The 16,417-nt window shown below is 43.9% G+C and carries 13 protein-coding genes and 1 pseudogene; 11 read left to right on the top strand and 3 right to left on the bottom strand.

Annotated elements, in window-relative coordinates; translation table 11 throughout:
* Positions 1–355: 355 nt before the first annotated feature.
* Positions 356–522, top strand: a pseudogene (locus FS666_RS20605) (site-specific integrase); the annotation flags it as partial.
* A gap of 18 nt (positions 523–540) precedes the next feature.
* Here FS666_RS20605 and FS666_RS03345 read toward each other — a convergent pair.
* Together FS666_RS03345 and FS666_RS03340 are read right to left on the bottom strand one after the other, a co-directional pair.
* Complete coding sequence (locus FS666_RS03345; RefSeq protein ID WP_120074980.1) at positions 541–1,413, bottom strand: MurR/RpiR family transcriptional regulator; 873 nt, start codon at positions 1,411–1,413, stop codon at positions 541–543.
* A 15-nt stretch (positions 1,414–1,428) separates the two neighbouring features.
* The gene (locus FS666_RS03340; RefSeq protein WP_144460479.1) at positions 1,429–2,196 is read right to left on the bottom strand and encodes a nitrilase-related carbon-nitrogen hydrolase; all 768 of its coding nucleotides are present in this window, start codon (positions 2,194–2,196) and stop codon (positions 1,429–1,431) included.
* A gap of 186 nt (positions 2,197–2,382) precedes the next feature.
* On the opposite strand from FS666_RS03340, the gene FS666_RS03335 reads away from it, so the two are divergent.
* The 10 genes from FS666_RS03335 to FS666_RS03290 all read left to right on the top strand — a co-directional run bounded on the left by FS666_RS03335 (position 2,383) and on the right by FS666_RS03290 (position 14,905).
* Complete coding sequence (locus FS666_RS03335; protein ID WP_144460481.1) at positions 2,383–3,762, top strand: aspartate aminotransferase family protein; 1,380 nt, start codon at positions 2,383–2,385, stop codon at positions 3,760–3,762.
* A 592-nt stretch (positions 3,763–4,354) separates the two neighbouring features.
* The gene (locus FS666_RS03330) at positions 4,355–4,591 is read left to right on the top strand and encodes a biotin/lipoyl attachment domain-containing protein (RefSeq protein WP_144460483.1); all 237 of its coding nucleotides are present in this window, start codon (positions 4,355–4,357) and stop codon (positions 4,589–4,591) included.
* An 83-nt stretch (positions 4,592–4,674) separates the two neighbouring features.
* Positions 4,675–5,721, top strand: a complete 1,047-nt coding sequence (locus tag FS666_RS03325) for an ABC transporter substrate-binding protein (protein ID WP_120074989.1) — start codon at positions 4,675–4,677, stop codon at positions 5,719–5,721.
* A gap of 41 nt (positions 5,722–5,762) precedes the next feature.
* Entirely contained in the window at positions 5,763–7,040 is a 1,278-nt protein-coding gene (locus tag FS666_RS03320; RefSeq protein ID WP_144460485.1) for an NAD(P)/FAD-dependent oxidoreductase, read from the top strand.
* Positions 7,041–7,061: 21 nt separating this feature from the next.
* Complete coding sequence (locus FS666_RS03315) at positions 7,062–8,144, top strand: C45 family autoproteolytic acyltransferase/hydrolase (protein WP_144460487.1); 1,083 nt, start codon at positions 7,062–7,064, stop codon at positions 8,142–8,144.
* Positions 8,145–8,414: 270 nt separating this feature from the next.
* Positions 8,415–9,959 (top strand): bifunctional GNAT family N-acetyltransferase/carbon-nitrogen hydrolase family protein, encoded by a 1,545-nt coding sequence (locus tag FS666_RS03310; protein WP_144460489.1) that lies wholly within the window; start codon positions 8,415–8,417, stop codon positions 9,957–9,959.
* A 121-nt stretch (positions 9,960–10,080) separates the two neighbouring features.
* Positions 10,081–11,142 (top strand): ABC transporter substrate-binding protein, encoded by a 1,062-nt coding sequence (locus tag FS666_RS03305; protein WP_144460491.1) that lies wholly within the window; start codon positions 10,081–10,083, stop codon positions 11,140–11,142.
* A 97-nt stretch (positions 11,143–11,239) separates the two neighbouring features.
* Positions 11,240–12,859: an amidohydrolase gene (locus FS666_RS03300; RefSeq protein ID WP_144460493.1), complete on the top strand. Its 1,620-nt coding sequence runs from the start codon at positions 11,240–11,242 to the stop codon at positions 12,857–12,859.
* 17 nt (positions 12,860–12,876) lie between these two features.
* Positions 12,877–14,220, top strand: coding sequence for an APC family permease (locus tag FS666_RS03295; protein WP_144460495.1), 1,344 nt, complete (start codon positions 12,877–12,879; stop codon positions 14,218–14,220).
* Between the two features lie 13 nt (positions 14,221–14,233).
* Complete coding sequence (locus FS666_RS03290) at positions 14,234–14,905, top strand: GNAT family N-acetyltransferase (protein WP_144460497.1); 672 nt, start codon at positions 14,234–14,236, stop codon at positions 14,903–14,905.
* A gap of 219 nt (positions 14,906–15,124) precedes the next feature.
* Here the strand turns inward: FS666_RS03290 and FS666_RS03285 are convergent, their stop codons facing one another.
* Entirely contained in the window at positions 15,125–16,228 is a 1,104-nt protein-coding gene (locus tag FS666_RS03285) for an ABC transporter substrate-binding protein (RefSeq protein ID WP_144460499.1), read from the bottom strand.
* Positions 16,229–16,417 lie beyond the last annotated feature (189 nt).

Below are 16,417 nucleotides of genomic sequence, written 5' to 3'. Positions count from 1 at the left end.
GTAGCTATTTTAAGAAAAAGATAGATTAAGAGTAACTATGTCCAAAATTCGGGGGTTAATCCGTTATGAGTTCAAAGAAAGTAACAACTAAGTATCCGAAGAAATTAAACAAACACTTGGACGGAGAGCTAGTCTCTGTTAAATCCAAGATTTAGTACGACCGCCATCTCATTTTGTTTCTAGTTCCTTAATACGCAAATACAAGACTTTTAACAGGGCATTCTCATTGGAGATGCTCCTTTTTTCATTTTCCTGAAGCTGGAATGGATGCTTTCCACGGCGTTCGCCTTCTATCACGATTTCAAGTCCTAATAATTCCTTGTTCATCTCTTTTGAAAAATATAGATATTAAACGTGGCAGATTTTAAATGAAGCAGCTGCAGCATGCAATGTTCCCGGACCGATCGGGACCCGTACTTTAAGAAAGACTTTTGGTTATCATTTCTATCAAGAGCATAAAGATGTTGCTATGCTGTAAAAGATTTTGGTCATTCTTCGCCATCCGTCACGCTGCGATATATCAGGACTCGGCCGGCACTTTTACCTTTCCTCCTGGCTTCCCTTATGGAATACGCCGAAGCGATCCCATGCCGCTTCTATTTTTTCAAGGCGGGATTCGGCCTCTTTCATCCTTTCTTTCCCGACACTGACGACAAGCGCGTTGATCAGGCTGAGCGGAGCGGTGAAAGAATCAATAAATGTCGGCATCTGGCTTGTTGCAGTCAACACGACATCGGCATGGCGGATTAATGGTGAAAGCAAGCTGTCTGTGATACAAATGGTCTTCGATCCTCTTTCTTTGGCAAAGGCGAGCGTCTGAATGGTACTGTTCGTATAACGCGGAAAGCTGATGCCGATGACTACGTCCTTTTCGTTGAGATTGTACAGTTGCTCAGAAAGATTTTCGATGGAACGAACCATCTCTGCATTTCCCAGAATAATGTTTAAATAGTATTGCAGGAAGATGCCCAACGCTGCAGCACTCCGGTTGGCGGCGATATATATTTTGTTGGTATCCTGTAAAAGATCGACCGCCTGATAAAATTTTTCAATGTCCAGCTTTTCCATGGTTGATTTTATATTTTCCATATCATCGTAAAAGATGTCATATATCCAGCGGTCCTGATCATTATACACATCGGTTGTCATCTTCAGCCTTTCGGCTGTGGTCAGCTGTTTTTGAATCGAGCTTTGCATCCGTGACTGCAGCTCAGGGTATCCCGAATATCCGAGAAAGGAAGCGAATCTCACAACCGTTGCTTCACTTACGCCGGCCTTTTTTGCCAGAGTAGCCACGTTAAAAAAAGGGACAACATTTGTGTTGTGTAAAATGAAATTGGCAATTTTTTTGTGGGATTTGCTCATTTCCGGGATTTTTTCCGCTATATGATTGTACACATTATCATTTTCCATTTCATACACCCTTAACTAAGCATTTTTCAAATCTCTCAAGTAAGGAATTTTCTTTCTTGTTTCGGGGATCAGATCAAAGTCAACTTTATGGATCAATATGTGCGCCTCCTTGGTTGGGGCTTCATCCAGCACTCTTCCGTCAGGGGCGACAAGCTTGCTTTTCCCGCAGCTCCCTTCAAATACGGTATTCACGCCTAAAACAAACACGGTGTTATCAAGGGCTCGTGCAGGCAGCTGTATATCCCATCTCGGTTCGGCGGGAATGCTCCAAACGGACGGTGCGACAATCAACTCGACCCCCTGCAATGCCAAGTGGCGGCTCGGTTCAGGAAACTCCATGTCATAGCATATCAAAACTCCAATTTTTCCTGCTGATGTTTGGATAGCTTCGTACTTTCTTTCCCCGGGTGAAAAGATATCTTTTTCCCTTCCCCATAAGAAAGATTTTCTGTAACAAGCCAGCAGCTTTCCGGATTTCTCAATGACAGCTGTGGCTATATAAAGGTCTTTTTCTTCTTTTTCAATAAAAGGCACGACTAACACCACGCCCAATTCCATTGCAAGTCTTTGAAACTGTGAAATAGCAGGTCCTTCCCGGTCTTCGGCCAAAATCCCGAATTCCTCTTTTGATAGGCGGTAACCGCTTTGCCAAAGTTCCGGAAGCGCGATGATCTGAGCGCCTTGTGCTGCCGCATTTCTAACCATCTTAAAAGCTGTATTTACGTTTTTCAGAGGTTGGTTCGGAACCGAATGCATCTGGACCGCAGCCACAAGAACGGACAATATGAACACATCCTTTTTCTTTTCATTAAAGATATTACATTTAACGCCATTATGCAATATTTATTACATTTTCGTTAAAGTGAGAAATTTTTATTTTAAATGGGTGTTAATGGGGTATAATGAAATAAACGTTTCATAGTATATAAAATTAGGAAATAAATATTACTTTAAAAGAGGTGCTTATGAGTGGCAATCAGTGAAAGAGGAATGGAGATCAAACGCTATACAGAAAAAACTTCGAAATCATTGGAGTTTTATAAGGAAGCATGTAAAGTCATGCCGGGCGGAACGACGGCCAATATTAAGTTTTTTGCACCTTATCCCATCGTCATGGATAAAGGAAAGGGGAGCCGCCTGTATGATCTGGATGGAAACGAATATATTGATTACCTGCTCTCCTATGGAGCATTGATTCTCGGGCACGGGCATCCCAGGGTACTTCAGGCGGTACAAGAGCAATTATATGATAACGGCACCTATTTATTCGGGACTCCGCACTTGCTGGAAGTCGAAATGGGAAGGAAAATTCAACAGTTTTATCCAAGCATCGAGCTGCTGCGTTTTACAAATTCAGGGACGGAAGCGACTTTGCTTGCGATTCGCCTGGCATACGCCTATACAGGAAAAAATAAAATCGCGAAATTTGAAGGCCATTACCATGGCGGATACGATCAGGTTTTAGTGAGCGTAAACCCGTCCATAGACGAAGCCGGCCATCCCCATCAACCGAGATCGGTTGCGGAATCCAAGGGGATGGACCAATATCACGAAGAACATACGGTTATTTTGCCGTTTAATGATTTGGATGCAGCTTCGGACATTCTGAAAAAAAGAAAGGATGAACTGGCTGCGGTCATTGTGGAGCCAATTCAAGGAGGATATATCCCGGCTGAGAGGAGTTTTATGGAAGGCCTTCGGAAATTGACGGAGGAATTGGACATTCTCCTCGTTTTTGATGAAGTCAAAACATGTTTCAGATTGGGACTTGGAGGAGCTCAGGAATATTACAGCATTAAACCGGATCTGACTGCACTTGGCAAGGCGGTCGGCGGAGGATACCCGATCGGCATTACAGGCGGAAAAAAAGATATTATGGAGGTAAGTCTTCCAAAAGCTGCTTCAGACGTGTTTGACAGCAGCCAAAGCAAACATTCCAATGCAAGGGACGTGCTTTTTCACAGCGGAACATATAACGGGCATCCCTCCATTTTGGCAGCGGGCCTTGAAACGATCGCGGTTTTGGAGGAAGAAATCAGCCAAATCAATGAGACAGCCGACAGATTGAAAACAGAGATCAGCAAGCTTTTTTTACAGCGGGGAATAGCGGTCCAGACATTGGGCATCGGTTCCATTTTCAATCTAATTTTCACTGAAAAAGAACAAATATTAAATTACCGTGATCTCCAAAGTGCCGACTTTGGTTTAAGGAGAGAATTGGATTTCCAATTAATAAATGAAGGAATCTATACAAAACCGTTGAACCGATACAGCGTTTCAAGTGCACATGGGCAGGAAGAAATTGATCAAACGTTGGAAGCCTACGATAAGGTGATCAAAAGGCTGTAATAATTGCTCCGCTTCTCGATGCAGAAGCGGAGCTTTTTTAAAAAAATTCATGCAAAACGGCAAACATTATTCATTTTTGAATAACCTTAAGCAGGTTTAATGAAAAAAACGTTATCATCTGCCCCTTTCATCGAGATATAGGAAAGTATATAATTTGACTAAAATTTTCTTTAGAAAAGTAAGCGTCTTGTCTAGCTTCAGCGCCTATCGACTAGCAGACTTCGCACCTCCTCCTACGATAAGTCAACATCGGCTCGTTCCTCGCCGTGTTTCCTTTATCTCGTCGGAGGCACTCCAGTCTGTACGTCGATGGGCAAGGCGCTTCCGCTTTTCTTATTTGGCACAAATCTTGCAAAATGTTTATGACAACGCTGTATTTCAGCGAATACCGTCAGCTTTTACCAGTACCTGTCCGGCACTTGTTCCTGGAAGGGTGTATGCTGCCGGGAACAACGTGCAGCCGGTTAACTATGGTAACTGCTGCGTGCTCTTTTGAAAAGAATTTATCGAAATTTTGGCTTTTTCAAAAATGAAAGCGATTCCCTTAAGGTGAAGCTGAAAAATCGGTTAAAGAGGGGGAGGATAGTGTTAAATGGAAGAAATGATTATAAGCCCTTGTGACGGAGTCCTGGTCACATTCCTTATCCAAGAGGACCTCAGCCAGAAACGCTGTAACACATTCTTTAAAATCAAGCAAAAGGATGATACCGTTCTGGAGATCAAAAAGACCTATCAAGGAAGAATTTTATCATTAGAGGTTCGGGAGGGGGAGGAAGTAGTCAAGGGCATGGTATTGGCGTATGTTGAGGAATATGCCCTCGAAATATAAGGGCAGCTAAATTCGTAAATAGGCCTTCTTGCTGAAATCATCAGCCGGATAGAAATTCCATACATCTAAAGGAGAATGCCCAAATGAGATTCAAAAAGTTCAGTTTGCTCGTATCAGCCTTGGCGTTTGTTCTGCTGGTTGCAGGTTGCGGAGGCAGCGGATCCGGCGGCAAGGATGAAAATGTGGTCAACATTCTAAACTGGTCTGAATACTTGCCAGAGGAACTAATCAAACAATTTGAAGAAGAGACAGGAATTAAAGTAAACTACAGTACAATCTCTTCCAATGAAGAGCTTGTCGCGAAGTTGAACGTTGGGAATGCCACTTATGATATAGCTGTCCCTTCGACTTATTTTGTTGAAGTGCTGATCAAAGAAGGCCAGTTGGAGAAAATTAACAAAGACAATATACCAAACTTGAAAAATATCGATGAAAAGTTCATGGGATGGGATTTTGATCCGGACGATGAATATTCTGTCCCGTACATGTGGGGAACAGAAATTATTGCATACAATGAGGATCTGGTAGATTTTGAAATAAAGAATTATAAAGATTTATTTAATCCTAAATTAAAAGACGGACTTGTCGTGCTGGATGATCCTCGGACAATGCTTGGTGCGATGCTGGAAATGCTCGGATATTCCGTAAACAGCACAAATGAAGATGAAATCATGAAGGCTGGGGAGGAATTGAAAAAGCTTATGCCGAATATAAAGGCATTCGACAGTGACAGCCCGAAAAACCTGCTTGTCAGCGGAGAAGTGAAAGCCGGAGTCGTTTACGGGGCTGAAGCAGCGCTGGCGATGAGGGAAAATCCAAGCATCAAAATGGTCATTCCTGAAGACCACTTGAGCTTGTGGCAAGACAACTTTGTCATTCCTAAAGATGCACCGCACAAAGAAAATGCAGAAAAATTTATCGATTTCATTCTTCGCCCTGAAATAAGCAAAGAAATTACAGTGGATTACCCATACCATAACCCGAATAAAGCAGCGCTTGAATTGCTCCCTGATGATATCCGGAAAGAGCTGGAATTGACAGATGAAGATTTCGAAAGAGGTGTCCATGCAAAGGATGTCGGGGAAGCGATCAAGTATTATGACCGCGCATGGTCTGAGGTTAAACAATAAAATATTTAAAATGGAAGTTGAAAAATTGAAGGAGTGGAAGCATGAGCAGCAAATCGTTGTGGAAAGCAACAGCAAATGATATGAAGAGAAGGCCTGTCCAGCAAGGCGAGGAAACATGTGACGTCGTCATCATAGGAGGAGGCTTCACCGGGCTTTCCGTTGCCTATCACCTGCAGCAAAGAAATGTGAAAACTGTAGTATTGGAATCCAATACCGTAGGATCCGGCGCAAGCGGAAGAAACGGCGGGGAAGTACTGATCGGCTATGTCATGTCCATGCAGGCGCTGGCTGAAAAATACGGCAGTGATGCTGCAAGGCAGATGTTTCAAATGTCATTGGACAGTATCGATCTGATTGAAAATATCATTAAGGAAGAAGACATCCAGTGCGATTTTTTCCGTAACGGGAACTTGCTTGCGGCATACAAGCCGTCACATTTGGATGGAATGAGGCGTGAACAGGAATTTTTATATAAAAACTATAACTTTGAAACAAAGATTGTGGAGAAGCAAGATATGCACACTGAAATGGACTCGGACTTTTACCACGGGGCCCATATCGATGAAAAAAGCGCCATTTTCCATCCGTTGAATTATTGTCTCGGTTTAGCAAATGCGGTGGAAAAATACGGCGGAACCATCTACGAACACTCGGAAGCGATTAACATCAAACGTGAATCTCATGATAGAGTGGTTGTAGAGACAAACAACGGCCGTATTATCGCCAAACAGGTCGGGATGTTCGTCAACGCTTATACGACCGATGTCCACAAGCTGATCAAGAAAGCGATTGTCCCGGTCGAAAGCATTGTTCTTGCGACCGAGACGCTTCCGGAAGACCTATGCAAGCAATTGATAAAGCATAACCGTGCTGCCTGTGATACGAAAAACCTGCTGTATTACTTCAGGCTGTCCGCAGACAACCGCATGGTATTCGGGGGATCGGGGCGTACGACAAGCAAACGGGATGCCCAAAGGCTTTTCGATAATTTACAAGCAGGCATGGTCGATGTCTTCCCGGCGCTAAAAGATGCCAAGGTGGATTACAAGTGGAGCGGAAAAGTAGGGTTTACCATTGAAAAGATCCCTTATATCGGCCAGTTGGATGACGGAACCCATTTTGCTTTCGGATACGCCGGGCATGGGGCTGCAATGTCCACCCTATTAGGCAAAATTGTAGCCATGAATATGCTCAATGAAGGGGATAAAAACAACCCTCTTGACCGTTCAAACCTGAAGCCTATCCCGTTTCACAGCATGAATGCTACCGGATTGGGGATGATGAAATATTACTTTAAGTTTTTGGATTATATTTCCTAAAGAGAAAGAAGGAAAACAACTATGATAAAACAATTGGATCTTGAGGGAACACCGCGTGAAATAGGCGAAAAGCATGGCCGTGAAGGAAAAGGGCAAATCCAGGTCAGCCTGGAAACGTATGAAAAGCTTTTCTACGGCTACCATCAAATCGATTGGAAAGAAGCCCGTAACCGTGCACTCGTCCATCTAAAAGCAATTGAAGCATATGACCCTGAGCTGATAGAGGAAATGGAAGGGGTGGCACACGGAGCGGGTGTAGACTTCGAGGACATTTTAGCATTGAATGCACGAAGTGAAATTGCACTTACAGGGCGGAAAGACAAGATTTTTTCCGACGGGTGCACTTCCATTGCCGTAACGGCTCCTGCCTGTGATGAAACGATCATTGGCCAAAACTGGGATTGGAAAGGCAGCCAGATTGACAGTCTGCTGCTTCTCCGTATCAAACAGAAGGATAAGCCGGATATCACAATGGTGACAGAAGGCGGGATTATCGGAAAAATCGGCTGCAATTCTGCCGGGATGGCTGTTTGTCTGAACGCCTTGATCACGGACAAAAAATCCGATGAAGTTCCCATCCACCTTGGTTTAAGGGCGGTTTTGAACTCTTCTTCCTTCCATGAGGCCCTATCAAAAGTCAACAATGGCCAAATGGCTTCCGCTGCGAATTTCATGATTGCAAGCCATGAAGGTGAAGGCATGTCTTTGGCAGCAAACGTCGAAGTGTCCCCTTTTGGCATCGACCTGATGGCGGAGCCGAACGGTACAGCCGTTCATTCAAACCATATCCTTTCACCGGAGCTGCTGAAGAACTTGGCCGACTTGAACGAATTTAAATATACGGATTCAATGATCCGGAAGCTGCGTGCCGAGCAGCTCATCAATACGGCGCTGGCAAAGGGAGAAACGATTGATGAGAACAGCTTTAAGAAATGGTTCTGTGATAAATACAATTATCCAAACTCTATTAACCACTACCCGAATGAAAACGCACCGGAGCACCGCCGTTCAGAAACAGTCTTTTCTATCATTATGAATCTCTCAAAGAGGAAAACGCTGTTTTGCGCAGGCAAGCCGACGATTGATGCATATGAAGAAATTTGATAAGGAAAGCGGAAGCGCCTTGCCCATCGACGTACAGACTGGAGTGCCTCCGACGAGATAAAGGAAACACGGCGAGGAACGAGCCGATGTTGACTTATCGTAGGAGGAGGTGCGAAGTCTGCTAGTCGATAGGCGCTGGAGCTAGACAAAGAAAGGCTTTGTTCAAAATTTTAAAGCTAAAAAATCTTATGCTTTCTTACTCTGGAACAAAAATACAAAAGAGAGCTTCTCTTTTGTTTTTATAAAAAAGGAAGGGAAGAGGGTTACTGAATGAGTGAAGTGGATACTTCCAGTTTTCAAAAAGAAATCATCGTCCGCAATATCCGCGAAGAGGATATCGAGGAAGTTGTCAAAGTCGCCAATTTGAGCTTTGGGCTTCCAGGGGTTGCTTTTGAAGCAAAGCATTATAAGAGTCATATTAATATTTTTCCGGAAGGCCAGTTTTGCGTCGAATATGATGGAAAAATCATCGGGGCATGCTCCAGTATCATCGTCAATTTTGAGGATTACGGAGAAGACCATACAATAGATCAAATTTCCGGAAACGGCTATATCCGAAATCATAACCCCGATGGAAAGAATCTGTACGGATTGGACGTTGTGGTGCACCCTGATTACCGGACATTAAAGATCGGCCGCCGGCTGTATGAAGAACGGCGGAAACTTTGCAGGAAATTCAATTTGAAAAGTATTTTATTTGGCGGCCGTATGCCTAATTATTACAAATATGCCGATAAACTGACGCCCGAAGAATATGTTGATCAGGTCATCAAGAAAAAAATATATGACCCTGTCATCGTTTTTCAAACAATGAATGGGTTTAAATTTAAAAAGGTGCTGGCAAATTATCTCCCCCATGATGAGGCTTCTTTAGAAAATGCAACATTGATGGAGTGGGTGAATGAGGATTATGCCCCTCCATCAGAAAAGGATTACAGACACTCTTTACCCGTGCGTATTTCTTCCATTCAATATGATTTTAAAGAAGTCCGGTCCTTTTCGGACTTTGCACAGCAGTGTGAATACTATGTCCGCAGCAGTTCCAAGGTAAGATCGGACTTCGTTTTATTCCCGGAAGTGGTCACGATGCAGCTTGCGGCATTTTCAAATGAGAGGTTTCCAAGCGGCCAGGCACAGAAGGTGACCACATATACGGAAGATTATATACAGCTGTTTTCTGATTTAGCCGTAAAATACAGCATCAATATCATTGCCGGATCGCATTATGTGGAAGAGGATAACGAGATTTATAATGTTTCCTATCTATTTAGGCGCAACGGTACATTCGACAGGCAATATAAGCTTCATGTGGCACCCTCAGAGAAAAGCTGGCTTGGCGTCCAGGCGGGAGATGATGGGGTAAAGGTATTCGATACGGATTGCGGAAAAATCGCGATATTGATCGGTTACGACATCTTGTTTCCGGAGCTTGCACGTCAGGCAACCGAGCAAGGTGCACAAATTATATTTACGCCATTCGCAGAGGAGAATGAACAAGGATGTATGCGGATCCGCTGTTGTTCCCAGGCAAGAGCCATTGAAAACCAGGTATACACCGTTATTTCCGGGGCGTCGGGCAACATGACGAACATTACACTGGCGGATGCGAAATATGGACAATCGGGCATTTTCTCCCCGATTGATTTTTCCTTCCCGAATGCAGGAATTGTGGCTGAAAGCCGCCCGAACGTGGAAGCTGTCGTTGTTGGGGATGTTGATCTGGAAACACTGCGGAGAAATCGTGAGACCGGATCGGCGACGCCGTTTAAGGATAGGAGCCAGCAGCAGGAGGCAGAGTCCGTCTCGCTTTTATAAAACTGCAGCATCACAGATAGTGAGATTACGCGTTGCAGCGTTGCTGATCCTTGGGCCGAGCTTTGACTCGGTCTTTTATTCCAAATACAGGATTAAATAAAAAATCAGGGGGAGTTTGATAATGAAAAAGCTTTTTAAGCCATCAGTGGTTTTTGTAACCGCTGTCATGATGCTGGGGGTTGTTTTGGCGGGATGCGGGAGCAGTACGGGAGGCTCGAAGAAAGAGGTTGTCAACATCATGAACTGGTCTGAGTATTTGCCTGAACACTTAATCAAGCAATTCGAAGAAGAAACTGGGATAAAGGTGAATTACAGCGAAATTTCTTCCAATGAAGAAATGATCGCGAAGCTGAATGTCAGCGGCGGAGAATTCGACCTTGCCGTGCCATCCACTTATTTCGTTGAACCGCTGATCAAACAGGATAAATTGGAAAAAATCGATAAAGATAATATCCCCAACCTTAAATACATCGGTGAAGATTATTTAGGCTGGGACTTCGATAAAAATGACGAATATTCGCTTCCTTATATGTCGGGAACGGAGATCATTGTTGTCAATGAGAAGCTTGTTGACAAAGAAGTGAAAACATACAGGGATTTGTTCGATCCTGAATTTAAAGACAGCCTCGTTATTCTCGATGATCCGCGCACAATGTTGAGCGCCATGCTGAGCATGCTCGGCTATGATCCAAACACTACAAAAGAAGAAGAAATAGTAGCTGCAGGCGAGGAGCTTAAAAAGCTGAAACCGAATATTAAAGTATACGACAGTGACAATGCCAAGAACCTTTTAATCAGTAATGAAGTGAAAGCCGGAGTCGTTTACGGGGCTGAAGCAGCGCTTGCGATGAGAGAAAATCCTGATCTCAAAGCCATCATTCCTGAAGACTTCCTCAGTCTTTGGCAAGATAATTTCGTGATTCCAAAGGGGGCAAAGAACAAAGAGAATGCAGAAAAGTTCATTAATTTCATTTATGACCCTGAAGTAAGCAAAGAAATTGTCCTGGAGCACCCATATGTGGATCCAAATGAGGAAGCAGTGAAATTATTGCCGGATGATGTCCGTGCAGAGATTGAGATGACAGTTGGAGAGGGTATCGATCATCCAAAAGCAGCCCATGCGATTGATGTGGGGGAAGCCCTTCAAGTTTATGACCGTGTCTGGTCCGAAGTAAAACAATAATTAATCTTTGTTGTGAGCTGTGTTAATAATATTGCGTCCTATCAAACGAAAGCGTTATCACTATAAAGGAAATTGGGTTTCAAGGAGGAAAATTCGATTGGTCAAAGCAGATATGATCATCCAGGGAAAACGTATTTTTACCGGCAAGGAGATGATGGAAGGCGGTATAGCCATCAAGGATAGAAAGATTATCGAAGTATGTAAGGAAGACAGCATGACGCAATATATAGGCAATGAGACACGAGTTTACAAGTTTGATAATCAAACGATCATGCCCGGCTTTCACGATTTTCATATCCATTTGACACTTGGATGCCTTTTTGAAGATTACGTGAATCTCGCAGATGCCCGTTCAGCGGAGGAAACAGCCAAAAAGGTGAAAGATTTTGCTGACAGCCGTCCTGACGATGAATGGATTCTCGGCTTTAGCTGGTACCATATTTTTTGGGATAAAAAAGATATGCCTGACCGGACCATTCTGGATGAATTGATACCGGACCGCCCCGTGTTTTTACTAAATGCCGAATGCCATGGGGCATGGCTCAACAGCAAAGCGCTGGAAATGTCGGGAATTGATGAAAATACAGAAAATCCGCCATTCGGAATGATTATGAAGGGGGAAGACGGAAAGCCAACGGGGATTTTATTGGAAACAGCGATGAGGCTTGCCGCTGATCAGGCATTTAAAATCCCGGAAAAGAAGGCAGTTGAATTGATGGAACGTTTTTTAGCAAAAGCGAATCGGCTGGGCATTACATCTGTAAGTGATATGCTGCCTCTTCCGGGTTTTGAAGTAGGGGATCTCTCTCTTTACCGGAAATTTGAACAGGACGATAAACTGACCGTCAGAACCTTTTTTCTCAGCCCGCTAAACGGGGATTTGTCCCGGGCAAGAGGGCTGCGGGAGGAGTACCAGTCAGATGTATTGAGGTTTTCAGGGTTAAAGCAATTTCTGGACGGTGTTGCTACAACATATACAGCTTTAATGGTCGAGCCATATTCCGACAATCCGTCAGAAAAAGGAGAGGCATTCCTGCCACCTGCACTATTGGAGCAATGGATTACCGAGGCTGACCGTGAAGGTTTCCGTGCTCGGCTGCATGCATGCGGAGACGGTGCTGTCCGTCTTGGATTGGACCTGTATGAAAAGGCCGAAGAGCAAAACGGAAAGCGGGACTCCCGGCATACAATCGAGCATATTGAAATGATTCATCCGGATGATATCCGGCGTTTCCAACAGCTTGGCGTTGTGGCTTCCATGCAGCCTGAGCATATGGCGATTACCGAAAAATATCAGGACAATGTATATCTTACACGCATGGGGCAAGAGCGGGATCCGTATACGTGGCCGATTAAAACCCTGGCTGAATCCGGGGCGGCCATGGCGTTTGGAAGTGACTTTCCTGTCGTCGAGCTGAATCCGATGCTGGAAATTTACCGTGCTGTTACACGCCGGTTTAACGATGGAGAGCCGGAAGATGGCTGGAATCCAAAAGAAAAAATTCCGTTGGAAGAAGCTTTGAGGCATTATACCGCCGGCCCTGCTTTCGGCAATTTCATGGAGGACAAGCTAGGAACATTGGAAAACGGAAAGCTGGCGGATGTGATTGTGATGGACCGGGATTTGTTTGCCGTTGACCCAGAGCAATTGCTGGAAGCGAAAGTGAAGCTCACCGTGATGGATGGAAAAGTCGTTTATAAAGATGAAGAATTATAATATAAGGGGGATACTTAATGAAGGCTGAAACTGAATTTAAACAGGTACTTACCTTGCTTCCTGTCGTACTGTTCGGATTGGCTTATATGGTTCCGATGACTGTTTTTACAACATATGGCATCGTATCACAGCTTACGATGGGGATGTTGCCGGCAGCGTATATTGTCACCTTATTGACGATGCTGTTCACTGCATACAGCTACGGCAGGATGGTAAAAGCGTTTCCGTATACCGGATCTGCCTATACCTATGCGCAAAAATCGCTCAATTCCCATGTCGGCTTTTTTACAGGATGGATATTGTTGTTAGATTACTTATTCCTTCCTATGATCAATTACCTGGTTCTTGGAATCTATTTAAACGCGGAATTTCCTTCAGTTCCTAATTGGGTTTGGATTATTTTGGCCATTTTGATTGTAACGTTTATCAATATCAGGGGAATAAAAGTAGTCACGAATGTTAACTTCTTTTTAATCGCTTTTCAAGTTATTGTGATTGCCTTTTTCTTAATCCTTTCTGTCAAAACGATTTTAAACGGGGGAGGAACGGGGACGTTATTTTCAACATTGCCTTTCTTCAATCCTGAAGGTTCAATCTCTTTAGTTTTTGCCGGAGCAGCCATTTTGTGTCTGTCCTTCTTGGGGTTTGATGCGGTTACAACATTATCGGAAGAGACCGTTGATGCAAAAAGAAACATCCCAAAAGCTATTTTTCTAGTAACGATTATCGGAGGAACTCTATTCATTATTGTTTCTTATATCGGGCAAATGGTTTATCCGGATTATATGTCGTTTAAAGACCCGGATTCCGCACCGCTGCAGATTGCTATCTTTATTGGAGGGAACATGTTTAAAGCTATGTTTCTTGCCGGTTTCGTGTTAGGTGCTTTCGCTTCAGCGACCAGTTCCCATGCCAGTGTATCCAGGCTCCTGTTCGCCATGGGAAGGGATACGATCCTTCCAAAGAAGGTTTTTGGTTATATTTCGCCGAAGTTCAGGACGCCGGTATACAGCACAGTCATCGTGAGCCTGTTGGCCCTGTCATCCTTGGTGTTTTCGCTTGATACAGTTGCCTCATTTATCAGTTTTGGTGCTCTTGCAGCTTTTACGATTGTTCACATATCTGTCATTGCCCATTACTTCTTTAAAAATAAACAACGGTCCACGAAAGATTCCTTTCTTTATTTGGTCATTCCCATGATTGGAATCATCCTATGTGTCTGGTTATGGACAAGCCTAAGTCGAGATGCATTTATACTGGGTATCAGCTGGTTTGTTATTGGAGCTCTGTACCTGGCCTATTTAACAAAAATGTTTAAGAAAAAACCGCCTGAGTTAAGCTTTGATGAAAATGTTTCTTAAGGGGGCTTTTCGGTTGTATAAAAAATGGTATGTTTTTGATGGAGACAGACCGGTTGAAGCTGTTATTAGGAATTATACAAAAGATGACTTTCAGGAACTGATCGACGTGCAGAAGGAAAGCTTTCCCCCGCCTTTTCCGCCAGATCTTTGGTGGAACGAGAAACAGTTGAAAGAGCATGTCGAAAGGTTCCCGGAAGGCGCTTTATGCGTGGAGATTAAGGGGGAGATAGCTGGTTCTATTACCGGGCTGATGATCGACTTCGATCCTGGCCGGCCCGAGCATACGTGGTCGGAGGTTACGGACGACGGATATATCCGTAACCATGACCCGAACGGAAACGCCATTTATATTGTAGATATATGCGTCAAGCCCGCCTATCGCAAGCTGGGCCTCGGCAAATGGCTGATGCAGTCGATGTATGAAGTGGTTGTGCATGAGGGGCTGGAACGGCTGCTTGGCGGCGCCCGGATGCCCTTTTACCATAAGTATCAACAGGAAATGACTGCCCAGGAATATTTGAATCATGTCATGGAAGGGGATATCAAAGACCCCGTTGTAACTTTTTTGCTGCACTGCGGGCGCACCCCGGTCCAGGTTTTGCCGAATTATATAGAAGATGAAGAATCATGCAATTATGCGGCTTTGATGGAGTGGAAAAATCCTTTTTTGCATCTTGAGTCATAAACATCCACGTTCATAATCAAACGTTTGGTTAAAGATCGGCAGCCTTTCTATATTGCAGACATTTGAACTGATCAAACGTATGATTATCAGCAAACAGGTGAAATTCTTAGAAAAGAATTCACTTTGATGGATCTTTATTCAAACTGGATTCTTTATTGTATTTACGGCCACAAAAAATCCTAAAGGACAGCTTATCTTCCTTTAGGATTTTCAACGTATTTACTGTTTTATCTCAGACCAGGCCCTGTCGTAGTCCAGGACGGCTTCGCCCAGATCCTTTAAAAATTCTCCTTTTGCCAGCTCTTCTTCAGGCGGATTGACAGCCGGGTGCTTCATGATTTCGTCAGCAATCAGCTCATGTGCTGCTTTGTTGGGATTGGAGTATGGGAAATCCTCTGTTATTTCAGCGCTGATTTCCGGTCGCAGTACGAAATCGATAAAGGCTTCTGCCGTGCGTTTGTTTGGAGCCCCTTTAGGAATGATGAAGCAGTCGATTCCCAGGTATATACCTTCTTCCGGCAGCACGGTTTCGATTGAAGGATTTTCGCTGTAGGCAAGATAAGCCTCGGCACCCCAGACAATTCCGGCTTTGGCCTCACCATTAAGAAGCATCGTTTTTTGCGAGTCACTGTCAAAAGCTTTAATATTGGGCAGCAAATCGATGAGAAGCTCCTTGGACTTTTCAATGACTTTCGGGTCGGTCGAACTCATGGATTCTCCTTGCATTTTATTGGCGATGCCCATCATGATCCGCTGGTCGTCCAATACGACAAGTGAATTTTTGAATTCCGGCTCCCATAAATCTTTGTAGCTCGTAATCTCGGTATCCACAGTATCTTTATTGTAGGCGATAAAAGCGCCTCCCCACATATAAGGGACAGAATATCCATTTCCCGGATCGAATGACTTGTCCAAGAACTGATCATCAATGTTGTTCAAATTAGTGATGTTATCAAGATTAATCGGTTCAAGCAGGTCCTCATTCCGCATGATTTCAACCATATAATCTGTTCCCACGGCAATATCATAAACCGAGGCACCCGCGTTGATTTTTGCCAGCATTTCATCGTTCGATGAATATACGCTGTAATTCACTTTTACTCCATACTCTTTCTCAAACTTCTCAATTACACTATCCGGCATGTACTCAGACCAGTTAAATAAATTCAATTCTCCTGTGATTTGATCCTCTTCGCCGTCTGCTCCTCCCGAGGCCTCTTCCGCTCCTGGGGGACTTTTTCCGCCGCAGCCCGCTAAAACAGCACTGATCAGTAATAAAAAAACAAATGGCCTTGCAAATCGCTTATATTCTATTTTTGTCATTTGCCGACTCCTTTCAAGAATAAAAAAATAGATTATTTGGATGTGGTTAAATATTCTATTAATTGTATGTAAAAATATAGAGGAGGGAGCCTCCTCTATGTAAAAGCTATTGTGATCCTTTCGCCTCCGGCCAGGCGCGGTCGTATAATTGGATCGCTTCACCGATTTTTCTTATTGTCCAGCTCCAGG

Origin of the sequence: Siminovitchia fortis (assembly GCF_007681465.1) — a bacterium.
Taxonomy (GTDB): Bacteria; Bacillota; Bacilli; order Bacillales; family Bacillaceae_C; genus Siminovitchia; species Siminovitchia fortis.
This window is presented reverse-complemented; position numbering and strand designations above follow the sequence as displayed.